The sequence below is a fragment of the Nocardioides stalactiti genome (assembly GCF_014180715.1).
Lineage (GTDB): Bacteria > Actinomycetota > Actinomycetes > Propionibacteriales > Nocardioidaceae > Nocardioides > Nocardioides stalactiti.
Map to the genome: position 1 here is coordinate 1 of NZ_JACEFC010000083.1, position 21,363 is coordinate 21,363.

At 71.4% G+C, this 21,363-nt stretch carries 19 protein-coding genes and 1 pseudogene; 11 read left to right on the plus strand and 9 right to left on the minus strand.

Going from position 1 to position 21,363, the window contains the following annotated elements:
* The 3 genes from H0487_RS15650 to H0487_RS15660 all read left to right on the plus strand — a co-directional run.
* A partial coding sequence (locus H0487_RS15650) for an AfsR/SARP family transcriptional regulator (protein WP_281370714.1) occupies positions 1 to 1,582 on the plus strand: 1,582 nt, incomplete at its 5' end.
* Positions 1,583 to 1,640: 58 nt separating this feature from the next.
* Complete coding sequence (locus H0487_RS15655) at positions 1,641 to 2,099, plus strand: hypothetical protein (RefSeq protein WP_183095166.1); 459 nt, start codon at positions 1,641 to 1,643, stop codon at positions 2,097 to 2,099.
* The gene (locus H0487_RS15660) at positions 2,099 to 2,374 is read left to right on the plus strand and encodes a hypothetical protein (RefSeq protein WP_183095167.1); all 276 of its coding nucleotides are present in this window, start codon (positions 2,099 to 2,101) and stop codon (positions 2,372 to 2,374) included. Before H0487_RS15655 ends, H0487_RS15660 begins: the two co-directional genes overlap by 1 nt.
* 17 nt (positions 2,375 to 2,391) lie before the next feature.
* Here H0487_RS15660 and metG read toward each other — a convergent pair whose 3' ends face one another.
* The 3 genes from metG to H0487_RS15675 form a co-directional block, all read right to left on the minus strand.
* Positions 2,392 to 4,185, minus strand: coding sequence for a methionine--tRNA ligase (metG, locus tag H0487_RS15665; protein ID WP_183095168.1), 1,794 nt, complete (start codon positions 4,183 to 4,185; stop codon positions 2,392 to 2,394).
* Between the two features lie 17 nt (positions 4,186 to 4,202).
* Complete coding sequence (locus tag H0487_RS15670) at positions 4,203 to 5,375, minus strand: N-acetylmuramoyl-L-alanine amidase (protein WP_183095169.1); 1,173 nt, start codon at positions 5,373 to 5,375, stop codon at positions 4,203 to 4,205.
* Between the two features lie 102 nt (positions 5,376 to 5,477).
* A complete protein-coding gene (locus tag H0487_RS15675) occupies positions 5,478 to 7,079 on the minus strand; it encodes a CHAP domain-containing protein (RefSeq protein ID WP_183095170.1) in 1,602 nt (533 codons plus the stop codon).
* 258 nt (positions 7,080 to 7,337) lie between these two features.
* On the opposite strand from H0487_RS15675, the gene pepN reads away from it, so the two are divergent.
* Positions 7,338 to 9,917 (plus strand): aminopeptidase N, encoded by a 2,580-nt coding sequence (pepN, locus tag H0487_RS15680; protein WP_183095171.1) that lies wholly within the window; start codon positions 7,338 to 7,340, stop codon positions 9,915 to 9,917.
* Positions 9,918 to 10,080: 163 nt separating this feature from the next.
* On the opposite strand, the gene H0487_RS15685 is transcribed toward pepN, so the two are convergent.
* Positions 10,081 to 10,440, minus strand: coding sequence for a DUF5130 family protein (locus H0487_RS15685; protein ID WP_183095172.1), 360 nt, complete (start codon positions 10,438 to 10,440; stop codon positions 10,081 to 10,083).
* Positions 10,441 to 10,446: 6 nt separating this feature from the next.
* Positions 10,447 to 10,803 (minus strand): hypothetical protein, encoded by a 357-nt coding sequence (locus H0487_RS15690; RefSeq protein ID WP_183095173.1) that lies wholly within the window; start codon positions 10,801 to 10,803, stop codon positions 10,447 to 10,449.
* A gap of 83 nt (positions 10,804 to 10,886) precedes the next feature.
* Here H0487_RS15690 and H0487_RS15695 point away from each other — a divergent pair, with 83 nt between their 5' ends.
* The 4 genes from H0487_RS15695 to H0487_RS15710 all read left to right on the plus strand — a co-directional run bounded on the left by H0487_RS15695 (position 10,887) and on the right by H0487_RS15710 (position 14,017).
* The gene (locus H0487_RS15695) at positions 10,887 to 11,897 is read left to right on the plus strand and encodes a mechanosensitive ion channel family protein (RefSeq protein WP_246383735.1); all 1,011 of its coding nucleotides are present in this window, start codon (positions 10,887 to 10,889) and stop codon (positions 11,895 to 11,897) included.
* Between the two features lie 7 nt (positions 11,898 to 11,904).
* A complete protein-coding gene (locus tag H0487_RS15700; protein ID WP_183095174.1) occupies positions 11,905 to 12,291 on the plus strand; it encodes a globin in 387 nt (128 codons plus the stop codon).
* A gap of 507 nt (positions 12,292 to 12,798) precedes the next feature.
* Complete coding sequence (locus H0487_RS15705) at positions 12,799 to 13,329, plus strand: hypothetical protein (protein ID WP_183095175.1); 531 nt, start codon at positions 12,799 to 12,801, stop codon at positions 13,327 to 13,329.
* A 160-nt stretch (positions 13,330 to 13,489) separates the two neighbouring features.
* Complete coding sequence (locus H0487_RS15710) at positions 13,490 to 14,017, plus strand: RNA polymerase sigma factor (RefSeq protein WP_183095176.1); 528 nt, start codon at positions 13,490 to 13,492, stop codon at positions 14,015 to 14,017.
* Between the two features lie 10 nt (positions 14,018 to 14,027).
* Here H0487_RS15710 and H0487_RS15715 read toward each other — a convergent pair whose 3' ends face one another.
* A complete protein-coding gene (locus H0487_RS15715) occupies positions 14,028 to 14,921 on the minus strand; it encodes an acyl-CoA thioesterase (protein WP_220793463.1) in 894 nt (297 codons plus the stop codon).
* A gap of 139 nt (positions 14,922 to 15,060) precedes the next feature.
* On the opposite strand from H0487_RS15715, the gene H0487_RS15720 reads away from it, so the two are divergent.
* From H0487_RS15720 to H0487_RS15730, 3 genes are all read left to right on the plus strand, one after another.
* Positions 15,061 to 16,275 (plus strand): acetyl-CoA C-acetyltransferase, encoded by a 1,215-nt coding sequence (locus H0487_RS15720; protein WP_183095178.1) that lies wholly within the window; start codon positions 15,061 to 15,063, stop codon positions 16,273 to 16,275.
* Between the two features lie 114 nt (positions 16,276 to 16,389).
* Positions 16,390 to 16,920 (plus strand): MarR family winged helix-turn-helix transcriptional regulator, encoded by a 531-nt coding sequence (locus H0487_RS15725; protein ID WP_183095179.1) that lies wholly within the window; start codon positions 16,390 to 16,392, stop codon positions 16,918 to 16,920.
* A gap of 63 nt (positions 16,921 to 16,983) precedes the next feature.
* Positions 16,984 to 18,573: a right-handed parallel beta-helix repeat-containing protein gene (locus tag H0487_RS15730; RefSeq protein WP_183095180.1), complete on the plus strand. Its 1,590-nt coding sequence runs from the start codon at positions 16,984 to 16,986 to the stop codon at positions 18,571 to 18,573.
* A 222-nt stretch (positions 18,574 to 18,795) separates the two neighbouring features.
* Here H0487_RS15730 and ettA read toward each other — a convergent pair whose 3' ends face one another.
* The 3 genes and pseudogenes from ettA to H0487_RS15745 all read right to left on the minus strand — a co-directional run.
* Positions 18,796 to 20,478 carry an energy-dependent translational throttle protein EttA gene (ettA, locus tag H0487_RS15735; RefSeq protein ID WP_183095181.1) on the minus strand — a complete coding sequence of 561 codons (1,683 nt, stop codon included), beginning with the start codon at positions 20,476 to 20,478 and terminating at the stop codon, positions 18,796 to 18,798.
* A gap of 11 nt (positions 20,479 to 20,489) precedes the next feature.
* Positions 20,490 to 20,693 carry a single stranded DNA-binding domain-containing protein gene (locus tag H0487_RS15740; RefSeq protein ID WP_183095182.1) on the minus strand — a complete coding sequence of 68 codons (204 nt, stop codon included), beginning with the start codon at positions 20,691 to 20,693 and terminating at the stop codon, positions 20,490 to 20,492.
* Positions 20,694 to 20,700: 7 nt separating this feature from the next.
* Positions 20,701 to 21,363: pseudogene (locus tag H0487_RS15745) on the minus strand (ABC transporter); the annotation flags it as partial.

Here is a 21,363-nt window from a genome sequence, read left to right on the forward strand (position 1 = left end):
CCGGGTGCGCAACAACCTCGGCTCGCGGCACGTCGAGGCCGGCCGGTTCCGGCAGGCGCTCGACGAGCTGGACCACGCGGTCGCCGTCAGCGAGGACCACCCGGTCGGCCTGGCGAGCGCGATGGTGAGCGTCAACCGGGCCGAGGCGCTGCTGGGCCTGGGCCGGCTCGAGGAGGCCGTCGGCGAGATCGCGATCGCGACCGACCAGTTCCGCAAGGCGGAGGCCGGCCACCTGCTGGCCTTCGCGCTGCTCCTCGAGGCCGACGCCCACCGGGTGCGGGGCAACGCGACCCGGGCGCACGCGAAGTACCGCGAGGCCGTCGAGCGGTCGGAGGCGGCCGGCAACGCCCAGGTCCTCGGCCCGGCGCTCGCCGGGTTGGCCGAGACCACCATCGCCGACGACCCGGCGGCGTCGCACGCCTGGGCGAAGCGCGCGTTGGACCAGCCGCACACCGTCGGCGACGTCATCGCGCTGCGGGCAGCGGGGTGGATCGCGCTCGGCCAGGGCGACCTCGAGGCGGCGGAGATGTGGGCCGCCCGCGCGCTCTCCGAAGCGGGACGGCGCGACCAGCTCGCCGAGCTCGCCGACGCGCTCGAGCTCCGGGCGCTCACCCGCTGGTCGGCGACCGGCGACCCGCACGACGCGCTCGGCCAGCTCGCCGAGGCGGCCGACGCCTGGCGCGAGGTCGGCAGCGCGATCCGCAGCGCGGTGAACCGGATCATCACCGCCCGCCTGACCCGCGACCGCGGCGCCGAGGACGCCGGCCGCAAGGCGCTGACGGCGCTCGGCGTCCGAGCCGATGCCGACCGGATCGCCGGTCCGCTGCACGTGCTCGGGACCGCGGCGGCGCCGGAGGTGGCGATCCGCACGTTCGGGACCTTCGCGGTCTCGGTCGGCGGCGTGGTGGTCCCGGCGTCCGAGTGGCCCTCCCGCAAGAGCCGGCAGCTGGTGCAGGTCCTCGCCGGACGTCGCGGTCGGGCGATGTCCCGGTCCGCGATCGCCGAGCTGCTGTGGCCCGGGGTCCGCGACACCTCCGGCCGGCTGTCCGTCGCCCTGTCGACGGCGCGGGCGGTCCTCGACCCCGAACGTCGGCACGACGCCGACCGGTACCTGTCCTCCGACCGCAGCAACGCCCGCCTCGACCCCGCCACCGTCAGCATCGACATCGTGGAGTTCGAACAGCTCGCCCGGGCGGCGCTCGAGGCCAACCGGAACGGCTCGGCGGACGCCGTACCGCTGCTCGAGGCCGCCGCACTGCTCCACCCCGCGCCGTTCCTGGCCGACGACGCGAGCGACGACTGGGCCGAGGAGGTCCGCGACGACCTGCTCCGCCTGGCGGCCGAGGTCAAGCGCACCCTGGCCGCCCGCCTGGTGGCCGAGGGCGACACCGAGCCGGCGGTCGGCTGGCTGATGTCCGTCGTGGCCGACGACCCGTACGACGAGCCGAGCCACCACGACCTGGTCCGGGTCCTCGCCCAGGCCCGCCGCCACGGCGAGGCACGGCGCGCCTTCCGCTCCTACACCGCGCGGATGGCCGAGCTCGACGTCGCGACGACGCCGTACGAGGACATCACCGGCTGACTCGTCGTCGTCGATAGTGATGTCACGGCCGAGGACCGAGCGGCGATAGCGTCGCGTCATGACGGTGCGGGAATGGGCGCTGCGTCCCGGTGAGCTGAGGCGGCTCGACGCACCCGCACGCGACCGCTTCACCCGACGGCTCGCCGCCCGGGTCCGGCCGTGGGTGCCCGCGCACGCGGCCGTCGAGCACGGCGGCGCCGTCTGGTCGGCCCTCACCGACCAGGACGACGTGACCGCCCGGTGCGCCAACCAGGCGCTCGGCGCGCTCGTCGCGATCGCCGACGGAGCGCTCCTGGACGCGTGCAAGGCGGCGGCCAGCATCGCCGCGCTGCGCGCGCACGCCGGACGGACCGGCGCGATCGACGTCGTCGTGCCGGCGTTCTGGGACCTGCTCCGCGCCGACCTCGCAGCCTGCGCGACCGACGACCCCGGTCCGCTGTGGCCCGACGGCGAGCCCGACTGGTCGCGACCGCCCCCGGACGAGCAGGCCCTTCTCGACGGCTACCGGAGGTCCTGATGCCCTGGTTCTACGACATGCCGTGGTCGGAGGAGGCCGGCCGACACCACCTGGTCTTCGTCAACCAGCAGTACGACTACCTGGCCGGGATCTCCTGGAACCCCGAGGCCCGTGACTACACCCTGTGGGGCGCTGACGACGAGGCCGGCCTGTTGGCCCTGCTCGAGGACTGGAGCCCCACCGGCGACTGGACGCTCGCCAAGTTCCTCGACCTCGCCCGCACCCGGCTCCCTGAGCTGGACGAGGGCCGGAAGCGCCACGGCCGACTGCCCTGAGTCAGTACCCAGGGGGGTCAGCCCTCGAGGCGGGCGAGCTCCTCGTCGACGATGGCCGGGTCGAGCTTGGTGAACACGGGCACCGGCTTGTCGACCGCGACGCCCGGCTCGATCGGGTGGCGGCGCCACTCCGGGAAGCCGGTGTAGTCCCCCGTGATGATCGGGTACGGCGCTCCGCTGTCGAGGTCGTCGGCCTCCACGATCCGCGGCATCGGTGCGACCGCGCCGGGGCCGCCGAGGGCCTTGTCGACCTCGTTGGCCGAGAACGGCAGGAACGGCGAGAGCACCAGGTTGAGGTCGGCGACGCACTGCGCCGCGACGTGCAGGATCGTCGCGAGGCGCTCGCGCTCGTCGTCCCCCTTGAGCTTCCACGGCTCGTGGTCGGAGACATACTTGTTGACGTCGCCGACGGCGCGCATGGCCTCACCGATCGCCTGCCGCATCCGGTTGCGGCCGATGAGGTCCCCGACGGTCGCGAAGGCAGCCTCGGTCGCGGCGAGCACCGCGCGGTCGGCATCGGTGAGCTCGCCCGCGGCCGGGATCGCCCCGAAGTTCTTGTGGATGAGGTTGGCGGTCCGGTTGACGAGGTTGCCCCAGCCCGCGACCAGCTCGTCGTTGGTACGACGGACGAACTCGGCCCAGGTGAAGTCGCTGTCCTGGCTCTCGGGGCCCGCGGCGGCCACGAAGTAGCGGAACGCGTCGGGCTGGTAGCGGCTCAGCAGGTCCTTGACGTAGATCACGACCTTCTTCGACGAGGAGAACTTCTTGCCCTCCATCGTCAGGAACTCCGAGCTCACCACCTCGGTCGGCAGGTTCAGCACGCCGAAGGCACCCGGCTCGCCGCCCTTGCTCCCCTTGCCGGAGTAGGCCAGCAGCTCGGCCGGCCAGATCTGGCTGTGGAAGGTGATGTTGTCCTTGCCCATGAAGTAGTAGGACTCCGCCTCGGAGTCGTTCCACCACTCCCGCCAGCGCTCCGGCTCGCCCGTACGGCGCGCCCACTCGATCGACGCGGACAGGTAGCCGATCACGGCGTCGAACCAGACGTAGAGCTTCTTCGTCGGGTTGTCGCGCCAGCCGTCGAGCGGGACCGCGATGCCCCAGTCGATGTCGCGCGTCATCGCCCGCGGCCGGATCTCGCCGAGGATGTTCTTGGAGAACCGGATGACGTTGGGGCGCCACAGGCCGGTCGCCTCGCGACCGTCGAGCCACTCGCCCAGCGCGTCGGCGAGCGCCGGCAGGTCGAGGAAGAAGTGCTGGGTCTCGATGAACTCCGGGACCTCGCCGTTGATCCGCGACACCGGGTCGATCAGGTCCTGGGGGTCGAGCTGGTTGCCGCACGTGTCGCACTGGTCGCCACGGGCGCCCGGGCTCTTGCAGATCGGGCAGGTGCCCTCGATGTAGCGGTCCGGGAGGGTGCGACCGGTCGACGGCGAGATCGCGCCGTACGTCGTCTGCTCGATGAAGTAGCCGTTGTCGTAGACGCCCGTGAACAGCTCCTGCACCACGGCGTGGTGGTTGGGCGTGGTCGTGCGCGTGTAGAGGTCGTAGCTGCAGCCGAGGCCCGCCAGGTCCTCCACGATCAGCCGGTGGTTCTGGTCCGCGAGCTCCTGCGGGCTGAGCCCGGCCTCGTCGGCGGCGATGAGGATCGGCGTCCCGTGCTCGTCGGAGCCGGACACCATCAGCACCTCGTGCCCCGCCATCCGCAGGTACCGCGAGAAGACGTCGGAGGGCACACCGAAACCGGCGACGTGGCCGATGTGGCGCGGGCCGTTGGCATAGGGCCAGGCGACGGCGGACAGGACACGACTCATGGGGCGAATCCTAGGGGTCAGCGGCGGAACGACCTGATCCGGCGGGCAGCACGACGACGCACCACCGGCAGCACGTCGTACAGGTGGCCGCCCGGGCACGCCGTCTCGTTGGTGTCGCGGTGCCCGTCGATCGTCGGGAGCTCGACCAGGCGGCCCGGCCGGAACCGGTCGCTGCCGTTGGACCGGACCCACACCGTGCGGTGCGGGTCGCCGCCGTAGGTGTCGAGCTTCCACGCCGCGACGCGCACCAACGCGCGGATCATCGGCTTGCCGACCCGCGCGGTCTCGAAGTTCCCGATCGCCGCGACGCCGACCGAGGCGTGGTTGAAGCCGAGCGTGTGGGCGCCGCGGACCGCGCGCCGCGGACCACCCGCGCGGCCCTCCCACAACCGGCCGAAGCGGTCGACGAGGAAGTTGTAGCCGATGTCGGACCAGCCGAGGTTCTGCGTGTGGTAGCGGTACATCGCGCGGATCATCCCGGGGACGTCGGCGCGGGCGTAGTCGTTGCTGCTCACCGTGTGGTGGACGTGCACCTGTCGGATCCGGTCGTTGTAGCTCGGCCGGCCGTTGCGCAGGCCCGGGTCGGCGTTCCACGCGCTGCGGTAGAGCAGACCGGGCATCGGCACCCCTTCGACCTCCCGGCCGCCGGCGCCGCCGGGGATCGAGCCGACCGCGTCCGCGAGCGCGTCCTCGGGGCGCTTGCCCGGCCGCAGCAGGGCGAGCACCGGCTCGCGCTGGTCGCCGACCAGCTCGACCTGGACAGCCGTGCTCGGCCCGGTCCACACCAGGTCGGTCGCGGCGCGCGCCCGGTCGCCCTCGGCCGTCCCCCGGTCGGGCCCGTGGGTGAGCTGGGGCAACGACGTCCAGTCGGTCCAGCCGCCCGACTCACGGCGCCACCGCGCGCGGACCCGCCCCTGGCCCTGCCGCCACGTCACTCCGAGGACGGTGAAGCGGGTGGTCGCGATGACCGGGGTCCGCATCCCGTCGCCGCGTCCCGTGCCGGCGGCGAGCGGCGCCAGCGGGAGATCGAGGGTGGCCACGCCGTCCGACTGTTCCTCGAGACGGCGGCGGCGCGGCCGTGCGGGCACAGCGACGGCCCGACCGGCCGCACCGAGCCCGGCGACAGCGATCGAGGCTGCGCCCAGGTGGGTGAGGTCACGACGTCCGAGAGGAAGGTCCGAGAAACCCATGGGCAACGAGCATGCGACATCGCGACACCGAAGCCGCGGACCCGCGGTTCCTTCGCGTGTCAGGCCAGCAGGTCGGCGCTGGACCGGCGTCGAGGGGGGAGGTCAGCCGAGCACGGTCGTCGTGGTCGATGCCCTGGCCGGGCGGACCGGGCCGCTGCCGGCGTAGCGGACCCGCACCCGGCGCTCGCCCGCGGCGACGTCGGGGACGAGCACCTTCGCCCGACCGTCGACCAGGGTCGCGGTCACGACCCGAGCGCCGACCTTGACGGTGACGTCGCCGGTCACGGCGACCTCGGGCACGGTGACCCGGACCCAGACCACCGCACGGTGGCGGCGGCCCGCGGCAGAGATCGTCACGGTCGGCTTCGCCGTGACCGGCCGGTCGGCGGCGACCGTCTCGACCAGGTCGGAGAAATTGCGATGGGCACGGGTGACCTGGACCGACATGGTTGCGCCGAGGTCAGCCGCCCCGAGGGTGTAGGTCTCGGCGGTCGCACCGTCGACCGGCGCCCCGTCGCGCAGCCACTGGTACGCCACGGTCGAGTCCGGCGGGCGCACCTCGCCGGGCACCGCGGTCAGCACCTCGCCGAGGCGCGGGCGACCGGTCATCGTCGATGGCGACGACGACGCGATCTGGCCGATGACGACGGGGCCGATCGGCTCGGAGCGGACCGGGGAGTTCTTGTAGCCCTCGGCCCGGGCATGGGTGGCCACCACGATGCTCTTGCCGAGCAGGGCGCGGGTCAGGGTCAGCGTCGGACCCTCGGCGCCGTCGATCGTGACGCCGTCGGCCTTCCACTTGTAGAGGACGTCGCTCGAGGCGGGGCTCCACGTGGCCGGGGTCGCGGTGAGGGTCTCGTCGACGGTCGGGTCGCCGGTGACGGTCGGCGGCGCCACCACGGCGAACTCGCCACGAGCGACCGGTGCGGTCGGCGCGGTCGTGATCGAGCCCGCGGAGTACCCGCTGCGCTTGGCGGTGACCGTGACCGTGATCGCCTTGCCCTTCTCGGCGGCGGTCGGCGTGAACGTCTGACCGGTCGCGCCCACGATGGTGGCGCCGTCGGCGTACCACTGCCAGGTGACGGTCAGGTCGCGGTTGGGCGTCCAGGTGCCACGGCTCGCGGTCAGCTCGACGCCGACCTGCGGGGTGCCCGTCACCGTCGGGGCGACGGTGTTCTGGACGGCCTTGTCGACGAAGTGGATGAACCCGCTCGGCCAGCGGCCGCTGTCACGGGTGATGGACCGCCAGTGGAAGTCGCCGCTCCAGGAGTCCTCGCTGATGATGATCTCGTCGGCGGACACGACCCGCTCGACGTAGGCCACGTGGCCGCTGGAGCCGATCCCGTTGGAGTAGCGGTCCCACCAGGCGACCGCGCCGACGCTGGGCCGGCCGTCGGTGATGCTCGCCATGGCGTGGCCCCAGTTGTAGGCCATCCCCGACCCGTCCCAGGGACGGTCGGTGGACATCCCGGCCTGGATCATCCGGAACGCCGCGTAGTTGGTGCAGTTGTGACCGCTGTACATGCGCCAGTACATCTGGCTGTTGACGGCGCCGTAGCCGGCGTCGGAGTAGCCCGCGTTGCGGCACCCCGCATAGCCGGTGCAGAGGTACGACGAGGACGACGCGGCGGCGGTGTCGGGGCTCTGGACCGCGGCCCCGCCCTCGGCCCGTCGGTGCACCTCGCCGGCGACCAGAAGGGTCACCAGAAGCGTGCTCGTGAGTAGCGCGGTCCCCCCGCGCCAGAGCAAACGTCTGGTGCGCATGAGGGACACTCTCCGTCACATTCGCCCCAGAACGCAACAAAAAACCCGAAAAACCCACCCGTCCCAGGCGTGTCACGCTTGACTTTCGAAAGTTACACCGTTGTGGTTTCCGGTCGCCTGCCGTCCCCGGTCATTCCTCGGAACGCATTCCAGCCCTGGATGTCTGACAATCTGGGGACCGGTGCGAGGATGAGGGGCATGCCTGGAACCAACCTCACGCGCGACGAGGCCACCGCCCGTGCCGCGCTGATCGACGTCACGTCGTACACCGTCGACCTCGACCTCACCAAGGCTGAGGAGATCGGCGTCAAGACCTTCGGAACGACCTCCACGATCGCGTTCACCTGCAGCGAGCCCGGAGCGGAGACCTGGGTCGACCTGGTCGACGCGACCGTCCACGAGATCGTGCTCAACGGCAGCCACCTCGACCCCGCGTCCTACGTCGACAGCCGGATCCCGCTGCCCGGTCTCGCCGCCGACAACACGCTCGTCGTGCGGGCGGACGGCGCCTACTCCCACACCGGGGAGGGCCTCCACCACTTCGTCGACCCCGCCGACGGCAAGGTCTACCTCTACTCCCAGTTCGAGGTCCCCGACGCGCGACGCGTCTTCGCCTGCTTCGAGCAGCCCGACCTCAAGTCGGTCTTCAACTTCAACGTGACCGCCCCTGCCCACTGGAAGGTCGTGTCCAACGCCCCGACCCCGGAGCCGGTCCCCGCCCCCGACCAGGGAGCCGGGTTCGCTCGGTGGCACTTCCCCACGACCCGGCGGATGTCGACCTACATCACCGCGGTCGTCGCCGGTGAGTACTACGAGGTGCACGACACCTACGAGGGCACCTACGGCGTGATCCCGCTCGGCCACTACTCGCGCCAGTCGATGAAGAACGAGCTCGACCGCGACCGCGAGGAGCTCGTGCTCCTGACTCAGCAGGGTTTCGCCTTCTTCGAGGAGGCGTTCGGCGGTGCCTACCCGTTCGAGAAGTACGACCAGCTCTACGTGCCCGAGTACAACATGGGCGCGATGGAGAACGCCGGCTGCGTGACGCTGCGCGACGAGTACATCCCGCGCTCCCGCCAGCCGCGGTCCTTCTACGAGTTCCGCGCCTCGGTGATCCTCCACGAGATGGCGCACATGTGGTTCGGCAACCTGGTGACGATGCGCTGGTGGGACGACCTCTGGCTCAACGAGTCGTTCGCCGAGTGGGCCTGCTACCACGCCGAGGCCGAGGCGACGTCGTACACGGACGCCTGGACGGGCTTCGCCAACATGCGCAAGCAGCGCGGCTACCGCGCCGACCAGCTCCCGAGCACCCACCCGATCGCCACCGACATGGTCGACCTGCACGCGGTCGAGGTGAACTTCGACATGATCACCTACGCCAAGGGCGCGGCGGTGCTCAAGCAGCTGGTCGCCTGGGTCGGCCTCGAGCCGTTCCTCTCGGGCCTGCGCGAGTACTTCCGCGACCACGCCTACGACAACACCGAGTTCGTCGACCTGCTCGACGCCCTCGAGAAGGCCTCCGGCCGCGAGCTCAAGGGCTGGGCCCAGGAGTGGCTCCAGACCGCCGGCGTCAACACGATCAGCCCGGTGTTCGAGCTGGCCGAGGACGGCAGCTACGCGTCGTTCGCCGTCCGCCAGACCGCGATCGCCGAGCACCCGACCCTGCGTCGGCACCGGATCGGCGTCGGCCTCTATGACGTCCAGTCCGACGGCTCGCTCGTGCGCACCGACACCATCGAGCTCGACATCGAGGGTGAGCTGACCGAGATCGCCGAGCTCGTCGGTCGGCCCCAGCCCGACCTGCTGCTCCTCAACGACGGCGACCTCACCTTCGCCAAGGTCCGCCTCGACGAGCGGTCGCTGGCCACCGCCATCGCGAGCGTCGGCGCGTGCGCCGACTCCCTGACCCGTGCGCTCATCTGGAGCGCCGCCTGGGACATGACCCGTGACGCCGAGCTGTCCGCGACCGACTTCGTCGAGCTGGTGCTCGGCAACATCGGCCGGGAGACCGACTCGTGGGGCCTGACCGCCTTCCCGGCGTTCGCCTCCCAGGCGGTCACCCAGTACGCCGCGCCGCAGCACAAGGCCGCGCTCCGCGCGCGCTGGGAGCAGGGCCTCCGGTCGCTGCTCGCCGACGCCGAGCCCGGGACGGACCACCAGCTGACCTTCGCGCGGGCGTTCGCCGGCGCCGCCCACAGCGACGACGCGATCACCGACCTCGAGGGGATCCTCGACGGCTCGCTCGCCTTCGACGGCCTCGAGGTCGACCAGGACCTGCGGTGGACCCTGCTCAACAACCTCGCCCGGGTGGGGCGTGCCGACGACGCCCGGATCGACGACGAGCTCGCCGGCGACAACACGATCTCCGGCAAGGAGCACGCCGCTGCGGCGCGCGCCGCGATGCCGACGGTCGAGGCCAAGGAGCGGGCCTGGGAGCAGGCGATGGTCGACGGGTCGGTCCCGAACGAGACCGCCAAGCAGGTCGTGACGTCCTTCCTGCGCGACGGGCAGCAGGACCTGCTGGCGCCGTACCTCGACCGCTACCTGGCCGACGCACCGCTCGCCTGGGAGCGCCTGGGTGCCCACCGGGCCGCCGTCTCGCTGGAGTACATCTTCCCGCGGATCCTGGCCTCCGCCGAGGCGCTGGCCACGGTCGACGCCTGGCTCGCGGAGAAGTCCGCAGGGGTCAACCCCGGCGCGCTGCGGTTCATCACCGAGGGCCGCGCCGACATGGCGCGGGCACTGGCCGCGCAGGCGAAGGACGCGGCTTCCTAGTCAGCGGCTCGCCGCCAGCCTGCCTCGACGCGAGGCCTCCTCGACTGCGCGGCCGGCAGCGTGTCGCGCCGCGGCGAAGCCGCATCGTGCGGCGCCCCTAGATCGAGCGAAGCGATGATCCGGGCGGTGCCGCACGATCCGCGACACGCGCGGCCAATTCAAATCAGCGGGCGTGCTCGGCGAGCAGCCGGATGCCCCGCGTCAGACCGCCGGCCAGGTCGCCCTCGGCGAACGAGCGCGTCATCTCCTCGACCGCCAGGGCCGCCTCGGCGTCGGTGAGGGCACGGCGGACCTCACCGCCGGTGACCACCTCGACCGCGCGCATCGTCGGGTCGACCATGACCAGGATGCTGCGCGACGGCAGCACCAGCGTGTTGTGGAGACTCGTCGCGAACGCGTGCGGGTCGTGCCCCTCGATCGGACCGACGAACACCGAGATCTCGGCGCGACAGGCCTGCTCGGCGGCGCGGATCGTCGCGTCGAGGGCAGCCTGCTCCGCGCTGGTGAGTGCCGTGGTCGCCATCGCCGACTACCAGGTCGCGCCGGCGCCGCCGGCCTTGGAGTCCTCGGTGTCGGGCGCGGCGAGCTCGCCACCCGACTTCCGGGGACCGCCGAGCCACTGGCTCTCAGGGAGCTGCTCCCCCGGCTTGACCGACTCACCGCGGGCCAGCGCCGGACCGTAGCCGAGCGCGAGGATCACGAGGAACACCAGCACCGGGACGGCGCCGAAGTAGAGCAGCGCCTGGAGCAGGTCGACGGACTCCTCCTTCGGCCAGCCCTCGGGCGTGTCGGCCGAGGCGGGAGCGGCGGTGGCGAGGATCGTCGCCACGACGACCCCCGCGGGAACGGCGAGGGCGAGCAGGCGTCGTACGGCAGTGCTGGTCACGGGTCCGAGGATATCGGCTCCGGTCCCGTCGCCGACAGTCGAGCCGGTTCGATCCGGCAGGCGGACTTTGCCACACTCGGGGGATGCCAGCCCCCGAACTGACACAGGCCATGGCCCTGCCCCTGACCGCTGCGCCCTGCGCCGACGGCGAACAGGTGTGTGACCTCGTCTACGACTGGACCGACAACGCCCGGTTCGCGGACTGGGCTGACGTGATCATCGGCACACCGCTGGCGATCATCGGGCTGCTCGCCCTCGGCTTCGTCGTGCGTTGGGTGCTCCACCGGATCGTCGCCCGAGTGGCCCGCCGCGCCGAGCGTGGCGTCCTGGGCGACCGGACGGACCCCAAGACCTTCGCGCGGCGCGCCCAGCGTGCCGAGACGATGGCCGGGGTCTTCCAGAGCATCATCACCGTCATCGTGATCGCCGTCGTGGCGACCATGATCCTGGCCGAGGTCGGCGTCAACATCGCACCGATCATCGCCAGCGCCGGCATCATCGGCATCGCGCTCGGCTTCGGTGCGCAGTCCCTCGTCAAGGACTTCCTCTCCGGGATCTTCATCTTCATGGAGGACCAGTACGGCGTCGGCGACGTGGTCGACCTCGGCGAGGCCGTCGGTTCCGTGGAGGCCGTGACCCTGCGGGTCACCCGGCTGCGCGACGTCAACGGCACCGTCTGGTTCGTGCCCAACGGCGAGATCCTGCGGGTCGGCAACCAGAGCAAGAACTGGTCGCGCGCGGTGATCGACGTCAGCGTCGGCTACGGCGAGGACCTGGTCCGCGTGCAGCAGGTGCTGCGCGAGGTCGCCCACGACCTGTGGGAGGACGAGGACTTCAAGGGCGTCGTGATCGAGGAGCCCGAGGTCACAGGTGTGGAGCAGCTGGCGGCCGACGCCGTCACTGTCCGGGTGATGATCAAGACCGCCCCGCTGGAGCAGTGGGCCGTCGCCCGCGCCCTGCGCCAGCGGATCAAGGCCCGCTTCGACCACGAGGGCATCGAGATCCCGTTCGCGCAGCGGGTGGTCTGGCACCGCGAGGACAAGCGGGCCGCCGGGCAGCCCGCCGACCGGGCCGCTGCGGGCGACCAGGAATGATGGGCCTGTGACCGAGGCGGCGGAGACGTTCTACGAGGAGATCGGCGGGTTCGAGACCTTCCGACGGATCGTCGCGAGGTTCTACGAGGGCGTCGCCGGCGACGAGGTGCTCCGGCCGCTGTATCCCGAGGAGGACCTGGGCCCGGCCGAGGAGCGCTTCCTCCTCTTCCTCGTCCAGTACTGGGGCGGGCCGACGACGTACTCCGAGCAGCGCGGTCACCCGCGGTTGCGGATGCGGCACGCGCCGTTCCCGGTCGACGAGGCGGCGCGCGACCGCTGGTTGGTGCACTTCCGCGCCGCCCTCGACTCGGTCGGCCTCACCCCCGAGCAGGACGCCCAGTTCTGGGCCTACGTCACCCACGCCGCGACGTTCATGATCAACACGCCCGGCTGACTGCCGCTCCCCGATGGTCTGGACCACTGAAAAGAATTTCCCGCTTGAGGTAACGATGCCTGTCCCCCGCGACAGGTATGGGTGCAAGAACAGTTCGAGCGGAAGTGGAACATGACACGTCGGTCCTCCCCATTGCTCCGGGTCGCCCCACCGACCCTCGAGCCGGGCCCCGTGCTGCTCCACCAGCTGGCCGAGCTCAGCCTGAGCTCTCGGCCGAGGCCCGCCCGAACTGCTCGACACGCCGGCATGCGTGCCCTGGCCGGGGCGGCGACCGTCGCCGTCATCGGCGGCACGACGTGGGTGGCGGGCGCTGCTCCGAACCCCTCTCGGGGGGACGCGGATCACGCCGCCCACAGCCTGCCGGGTGTGGCGAGCTCCGGAGGGCATGACGTCGGGACCCCACAACCTGATGGCAACGCCTCCGCGCCTGGCAGCCCCTGGTCCCCTGGGCTGCCAGGCCACAAGACTTCCACTCTCGTCGCGCCTGACGACGCGGCAGCCGACATCGTGCCGGGTGGGCCGAACGAGCCTGGCCAGCAGCCGTCCAACGACCATCCCGGCAAGGGCAAGGACAAGGGCCGCGGCGACGGTGACGGCAACGGGCACGGCCAGGGTCACGCACACGGCCACCAGGGCACGCCGCCGGGCCAGGGCCACGACAAGGGCGACGACGACACCGGCAAGGGCGACAAGCCGCCCAAGGACAAGGGCGACAAGGGACCCAAGGACGAGGGCGACCAACCGCCCAAGGACAAGGGCCCCAAGGACAAGGGCGACAAGCCGCCCAAGGACAAGGGCGACAAGCCGCCCAAGGACAAGGGCGACAAGCCGCCCAAGGACAAGGGCGACAAGCCGCCCAAGGACAAGGGCGACAAGCCGCCCAAGGACAAGGGCGACAAGCCGCCCAAGGACAAGGGACCCAAGCCGCCCAAGGACAAGGGACCCAAGCCGCCCAAGGACAAGGGCCCCAAGGACAAGGGCCCCAAGGACAAGGGCCCCAAGGACAAGGGCCCCAAGGACGGAAAGGGGCGCTCCTAGCCAGCCCACGACAGCGTCTGTAGCAGCTCCCCTGCAGCAGCGCAGTGCGCGAGATCGGGACGCGCACCCGCACTCGGTAGCAGAATGGGATCGGCGCAGCTGCGCCACGATCGCCGCAACGACGGCGGTCCCGCGCAGGAGAGGGAGCTGATCACGCTCGGTGAGGTCCGACGACGAACTGGTCGCCGCGGCCAAGGCCGGCGACCCTGAAGCCTGGCGTGAGCTCTACCGAGCTCACGCCGGTCGTCTTGTGCTGTGGCTCGAGACGCGCGCTTCGGGGCTCGACGACAGTCCTGACGACCTGGCCGCCGAGTCATGGCTCGTGGCGGCACAGAAGATCGCCGACTTCCACGGCGACTCCTCCGAGTTCGCCGGCTGGCTCTTCGGGATCGCGCGCAACCACGCGGCCAATGCGCGCCGCCGCAGCGGGCGCCGGCAGGCGGCGAGCGCCGCCCTGCAGGTCGACGACCACGTGGTCCCCGGCCCGGAGTCGGCCCACATCGGGGAGGAGTGGGTCCAGAGCGCGTTGCGGGCTCTGCCCGACCGCGAGCGGGACGTGGTGACCTGCCTGGAGGTGCTGGGGCTCGACGTCGCCGCGACCTCGGAGGCGCTCGGCATCAGTGCCGTGGCCGTCCGGGTGGCGCGGCACCGCGGCCTGAAGAAGCTGCGCGGCTCGCTGTCGTCCTAGCCGAGCCGTCCTAGCCGAGTGCTCCGATGAGCGCTGCGCGGTAGTCCATCGGCGGCTCGGTCGCCCGCCCCGTCGCGGGGTCGAAGAACACCAGGACGACGTGGGCGCGGGCCAGCGGGCGATCGCCGTCGGCGATCTCGGCCTCGACGACCACCGAGGTCCGGCCGACCTGGGCGATCTGGGTCCGGCAGTCGTAGGGCTCGGCGCGGAGCAGGATGGGAGCGACGTAGTCGACGTTCATCTGGGCGAGGACGACCTGGAGCGTGTCGTCGCCCGGCAGCCCCCGGCCGAGCTCGGAGAACAGCCGGATCCGCGCCTCCTGGAAGTACTCGAAGTAGACGACGTTGTTGACGTGGCGATAGACGTCGACGTCGCTGAAGCGGACGTGCACCGGGTAGTGCCCGGCGCGGTCCCGGTCGATGACCACCGGCGCCGGCCGCTCGCGGGGCACCGGCTCGAGGTAGGCCTCGAGCACGGCCCGCTCCTCGGGGCGGAGCCGGCGGGGGCTCTCGATGTCGAAGCGGTACGGCGCCAGCACCGTGCTGGCCTCGACGTAGACCGTCCGGGCGCCGGCCTCGTCCTCGTCGAAGATCTCGTAGGCCAGCGTGAAGTAGCCCGCGCGGAGCTCGGTGACCCAGCACTCGATGAGCACCGGCCGCTCACTGAACAGCAGCGGCGCCCGGTAGGTGACCTCGTGCCGGCCGACGATGATCGCGTCGGCCAGGGCCGCGGTGGCGTCCGCGGTGTTCTGGTCGCCGGCCGTCTCGGGCCACCGGTGGGCCCGGAGCAGGTCGACCCGCGCCTCCTGGAGGTAGTCGACGTACCGCACGTTGTTGACGTGGCCGAGCAGGTCGAGATCGGCCCAGCGGATCGGACACACGTAGCGGTGGCGCACGCCCAGCATGCTTCCACGCGGGGCACCCGGCGGTCCGGGGGGTCCGCGCCCCTCCGGGACCGATGTGGTGTGGACCACCACTGCAACACGTTCCAGTCGCGCCCTACTAGTCTGTGCTCGTCACGCCACCGCTCAGCGAGGAGTTCCCATGCCCGAGGCCGTCATCGTTTCTGCCGCTCGTACCCCGATCGGCCGGGCCAACAAGGGCTCGCTCAAGGACTTCCGTCCCGACGACCTCACCGCGCTCATCGCGACGGCCGCGCTGGAGAAGATCCCCGCGCTCGACCCCAACGACGTCGACGACTTCTACCTCGGCTGCGGCCTGCCCGGCGGCGAGGCCGGCAACAACATGGCGCGCATCGTCACCACCCTGATGGGCTACGAGATCCCGGGCGCGACGATCACCCGCTACTGCTCGTCCTCGGTCCAGACCTCGCGGATGGCGTTCCACGCGATCAAGGCCGGTGAGGGCGACGTCTTCATCTCGGCCGGCGTCGAGACCGTGAGCCGCTACCAGTTCGGTACGTCGGACCACATCCCCAACACCAAGAACCCCCTCTTCGAGGCCGCCCAGGCCAAGACCGAGGAGTACGCGAAGGGCGGCCAGGACTGGCACGACCCGCGTCAGGACGGCCTGCTCCCCGACATCTACATCGCGATGGGCCAGACCGCCGAGAACGTGGCGCGCATGAAGGGCCTGGACCGCAAGGAGCTCGACGAGTTCGGCGTCCGGTCGCAGAACCTGGCCGAGAAGGCGATCGCCGACGGCTTCTGGGCCCGTGAGATCACCCCGGTGACCCTCGCCGACGGCACCGTCGTGGCCGCCGACGACGGCCCGCGCGCCGGGGTCACCTACGACGCCATCTCGCAGCTCCAGCCGGTCTTCCGCCCCGACGGCGTCGTGACCGCCGGCAACTGCTGCCCGCTCAACGACGGTGCCGCCGCGGTCGTGATCATGTCCGACACCAAGGCCGCCGAGCTGGGCCTCACCCCGCTCGCCCGGATCGTCTCCACCGGCGTCTCCGGCCTCTCCCCCGAGATCATGGGCCTCGGCCCGGTCGAGGCGACGAAGAACGCACTGCGCTACGCCGGCATGACCATCGACGACATCGACCTGGCCGAGATCAACGAGGCGTTCGCTGCCCAGGTCGTGCCGTCGTACCAGGAGCTCGGCCTGCCGCTCGACAAGGTCAACGTCAACGGCGGCGCGATCGCGGTCGGCCACCCGTTCGGCATGACCGGCGCGCGCCTCCAGAACACGATGCTCAACTCGCTGGACTGGCACGACAAGTCCACCGGCCTCATCACCATGTGCGTCGGCGGCGGCCAGGGCATGGCGATGATCCTGGAGCGGATGAGCTGACCTCGGGCCGGGCCAGCCTGACCCCCCGCACCGCCCGAGCGGGCCGCGGTTGACGTAGGCGACGGTTGCGCCTGTCGGGCGTCTCACGAGGCACTTCGTGCCTAGACTGCTCGCGTGGGCGAGGAGGAGCACGAGGCGACGCGCGAGGCGTGGCGTCGACGTGAGCCCCGGTGGCTCGAGACAGACCAGCAGCGTGCCTGGCGCGCACTGGTCCTCGGCACCACCCTCCTGTTCGACCGGCTCGACGACGACCTGCGCCAGCAGCACGGCCTCTCGCTCGTCGAGTACGAGATCCTGGTGCGGCTCTCGGAGGCCGAGGGACGCGCGCTGCGGATGGCGCGGCTCGCCGACTCCCTCGCCCACAGCCGGAGCCGGGTCACCCACACGGTCAAGCGGATGGAGGCCGAGGGCCTCGTCGAGCGGTGCGGTTCCAAGGACGACGGCCGCGGCGTGGTCTGCCAGCTCACCGAGCGGGGCGACCTGATGCTGCGCAACGTCGCCCCGACCCACGTCAACGGCGTCCGGGACTACCTCGTCGACCTAGTGGGGCCCGAGGACTTCACGACCCTCGGTGCAGTCATGAACGCGGTGAGCGACCGCCTCATCAGCGACCACCCCGAGCGTGAGATGCGCGACGAGCGCTGAGGCGGACGGCAGCGGTCCGCGGCTGCTAAGTGCACGTTAAGTGGTCCGCTCCAAGGTGGGGTCATGAACAAGATCCCCGCCGCCCCCCGCGTCCTGGCCCTGCTCGCCACCCTCGCCGGCCTCTCCCTGCCGATCCTCGGGGCCGCGCCCGCCGAGGCCGCCGTCGCGTGCCAGAAGTACGTCGCGACCAACGGCTCCGACGGCAACCCGGGCACCAAGGCGGCGCCGTACCGCTCGCTGGGGACGCTCTCGGCCAACCTGCGCCCCGGCGAGGTCGGCTGCCTCGTCGCCGGGCAGGTCTACCAGGCGCTGGGCGACGGCAACGGCATCATCAAGGGCAGCGGCGTCGCCGGCTCCCCCATCGTCATCACCGCCGAGGGCCCGGGCGCCACGTTGCAGGGCCAGATCGAGGTGCGCGACACCGCGCACGACATCGACATCACCGGCCTCGACTTCGTCGGCTACCCGGGGCGCAAGGGCGCCGGCATCCTCATCGTCCGCGGCGACCGGGTGCGGGTGCTGGACAACGACATCTCCAACCCCTGGGGCAACTGCGTGATCGCCGGGTTCCGTGACCAGCTCGACGAGTACGCCGCCGTCCTCGCGGAGGACCTCCAGGTCCGGTCCAACGTGATCCACAACTGCGGGACGTCGCCTGAGATCAACTACGGCACCGGCGACGCCGGCGAGTCCGGCGCCCACGGGATCTACCTCAACCACACGCGCAACGCGGTCATCGCCGACAACGTCATCCGCGACAACAAGTACCGCGGCCTCCAGCTCTGGCCGAGCAACCTCGGCGCGCAGATCCACCACAACCTGTTCGCCCGCAACGCCACCCACCTCAACATCGGCAGCTCGCTGTCCTGCACGGGCGCTTGCCGCACCACCGGGCGGGCCGTCACGGGCACCCAGAAGGCCGAGAACACCGACGTCCACGACAACATCTTCATGGCCCGGGTGACCGACTGGCGGCCCAGCCAGAACCCCTCGCAGGTCTACGGCTTCTTCCCCGCCGGCTCCCCGACGTACGGCAACGACGTCCACCACAACTGCCTCGCGCCGGGCGACCCGGCCCTCACCGGTGACGGCTTCGCCGCGCACGACAACCAGGTCGTCAGCCCGACCTTCGCCGGCGACCGCTTGACGGCGACGAGCGCGTGCCGAGGCAAGGGTCCGGCCTCGATCCAGCCGGACGGCACCACGCCGCCGCAGCCTCAGCCGCAGAAGGCCGTCGTGGACGCCACCGTCACCAGCACGGCGAAGGCCGTCAAGGGCGCCGGCATCGTCAACACGACCGGGGTCGGCCAGACGGTCGCCAACGTCGTCGCCGTCGGCCGGTCGGTGAGCTACCCGGTGTCGATCCGCAACGCCGGCACGGTGACCGACAACTGGTCGATCGCCGACCAGGTCACCGGCGTCCAGGGCTACCGGTGGACCTGGACCCTCGACGGGCGGGACGTGACGTCCCTGGTCCGGTCGGGCAACCTGCTCCGCAACGGGGTCGCTCCCGGCGCCACCGTCGACCTGGTCCTGACGGTCACGGTCACGGCCACGGCCTCCGGGACGGCGACCTGGCTCCTCCACGGCGTGCACAACCCGCTCAGCGACGGGATCCGCGACGTCGTCCGGATGCGGGTCACCCGCAAGTAGCCCGCCCGGAGACCGCGAGCCGCGCCCACGTTCAAACGCGGGCGCGGCTCGCGTCACACGATCAGTGAGGCGCCAGGGTGACCGCAAGCCTCGCCCACGTCAACCGCGGGCGCGGCAGCGTGTCGCATCGCGGCGGAGCCGCATCGTGCGGCGCCCCTAGGCCGAGCGGAGCGAGGGCCCGGGCGGTGCCGCACGATCTGCGACACGCTCGCGCCCTACAACTCAGTCTCGGGTGAGGCGGCGGTGGGTGACCCGGTGCGGGCGCGCGGCCTCAGCGCCGAGGCGCTCGATCTTGTTCTCCTCGTACGACGCGAAGTTGCCCTCGAACCAGAACCACTTCGCCGAGTCCTCCTCGTCGCCCTCCCACGCCAGGATGTGGGTCGCGACCCGGTCGAGGAACCACCGGTCGTGCGAGGTGACCACGGCGCAGCCGGGGAAGTCGAGCAGCGCGTCCTCGAGCGAGGAAAGGGTCTCGACGTCGAGGTCGTTGGTCGGCTCGTCGAGGATCAGCATGTTGCCGCCCATCTTGAGCGTCAGCGCCAGGTTGAGGCGGTTGCGCTCACCGCCGGAGAGCACGCCCGACTTCTTCTGCTGGTCAGGGCCCTTGAAGCCGAACGACGCCACGTAGGCGCGCGAGTTCATCTCGAAGTTGGCGACCTTGATGTGGTCGAGTCCGTCGGAGACGACCTCCCACACGTTCTTGGTGGGGTCGATGCCGCCGCGGCTCTGGTCGGCGTAGGAGATCTTGACCGTCTGGCCGACGTTGACCTCGCCCGCGTCCGGCTCCTCCTGCCCGGTGATCATCCGGAACAGCGTGGTCTTGCCGACGCCGTTGGGACCGATGATGCCGACGATGCCGGCGCGCGGCAGGGTGAAGGAGATGTCGTTCCACAGGGTGCGACCCTCGAAGCCCTTGGTCAGGCCCTTGACCTCGAGCACCACGTCACCGAGCCGCGGGCCCGGCGGGATGTTGATCTCGGAGGTGTCGATCTTGCGGGCCTTCTCCGCCTCGGCGGCCATCTCCTCGTAGCGGGCCAGACGCGACTTGCTCTTGGTCTGCCGCGCCTTGGCGTTGGAGCGGACCCACTCGAGCTCCTTCTCCAGCATCTTGGCGCGCTTGGCATCCTTGGCGCCCTCGATCTTGAGGCGATCCTTCTTGGTCTCCAGGTAGGTGGAGTAGTTGCCCTCGTAGCCGTGGATGCTGCCGCGGTCGACCTCGGCGATCCACTCGGCCACGTTGTCGAGGAAGTAACGGTCGTGGGTGATCGCGAGGACGGCGCCCGGGTAGCTCTTGAGGTGGCCCTCGAGCCACTGGACCGACTCGGCGTCGAGGTGGTTGGTCGGCTCGTCGAGGAGCAGCAGGTCGGGCTGCTGGAGCAGCAGCTTGCAGAGGGCGACCCGGCGGCGCTCACCACCGGAGAGGTTGTCGACGAGCGCGTCGGACGGGGGGCAGCGCAGCGCATCCATGGCCTGCTCGAGGCGGCTGTCGACGTCCCAGGCGTTGATGTTGTCGAGGTAGGTCTGCAGATCACCGGTCTCGGCCATCAGCGCGTCCTGGTCGGCGTCGGGGTCGCCCATCTCCATGTAGGCGTCCTCGAGGCGCTTCATCTTCGACTTGATGTCGTGGACGGCCTCCTCGACGTTCTCGAGCACCGTCTTGCCCTCGGTCAGCGGCGGCTCCTGCTGGAGCATGCCCACCGTCGCGTCGGGGTCCAGGATCGCGTCGCCGTTGTTGGGCTTGTCGAGCCCGGCCATGATCTTGAGCAGCGAGGACTTGCCCGCGCCGTTGGGCCCCACGACGCCGATCTTGGCGCCGTGGAGGAACGACAGGGTCACGTTGTCGAGGACGACCTTCTCGCCGTGAGCCTTACGGACGTTGCGCAGGGTATAGACGTACTCAGCCACGATCCCTCAGCCTACGGGGACGCGGTGACCGGGACCGGTCCGGGGTCCACCGAGCCGTCGGCGTCGCCCTCGCCCCGGTGGCCCACCGTCTTCTCGAACCGGCTGACGCCCTTGGTCAGGTCGTGCCCCACGACGAGCGCGTCGATCTCCAGCGCCACCACCTCGACACCGTTGCGGTCGTAGGAGCGCTGGCTGAGCCGGCCGTGCACGACCACCGTGCGGTCAGCGCTTGGCCTGGGTCAGGCCCGCGCGGAAGGCGGCGTACGACGCGAGCACGGCGTTGGTCGGAGCCACGACGTGCTGCCCGAGGACCTGCGAGACCACCTCGCGGAGCGCTTCGTCGGCGTCGTCGCCGCGACGGCGGGCGGTCCCCCCGACGACCGGACGGAACACCAGCCACAGCAGCAGCCCGACGGCCAGTCCGGCCGCGAGCACGATCGGAGGGAGCGGCGTGCCACCGACCTCCGGGGCGTCACCGAGGGAGCCCTGGAGGGCGAGCGTCGCCCACCAGGCCCCGCCGCCGATCGCGAGGAGCAGGAAGAGCCACTGGAGGACCCGCACCGCACCGAGCCAGCCGGGCAGGCGGTCGGCGCGCAGGTCGACCGCCTGGAGCCCCTGGTCGAGGGCGTCGTCGGTCTCCTCGAGCCGGGCCGTCGCCGCCGTCCGGACCGCGTCGGCCCACGGCGTCGCCAACCCGTGGGCGGTCTCGTCGGCCAGGGCCCGGACCCCGTTGTCGACGGCCGCGCGCTGGACGGCGACCGCCTGGGGGCGCGAGCCCGCGCGGAACGCGGAGAGCAGCTCGTCGGACTCACGGCGCCGACCGATGCTGCCGATGATCGAGACCGGCGGCCACGCGACGGCGCGAGCGCCTCGACTGCGGACGAC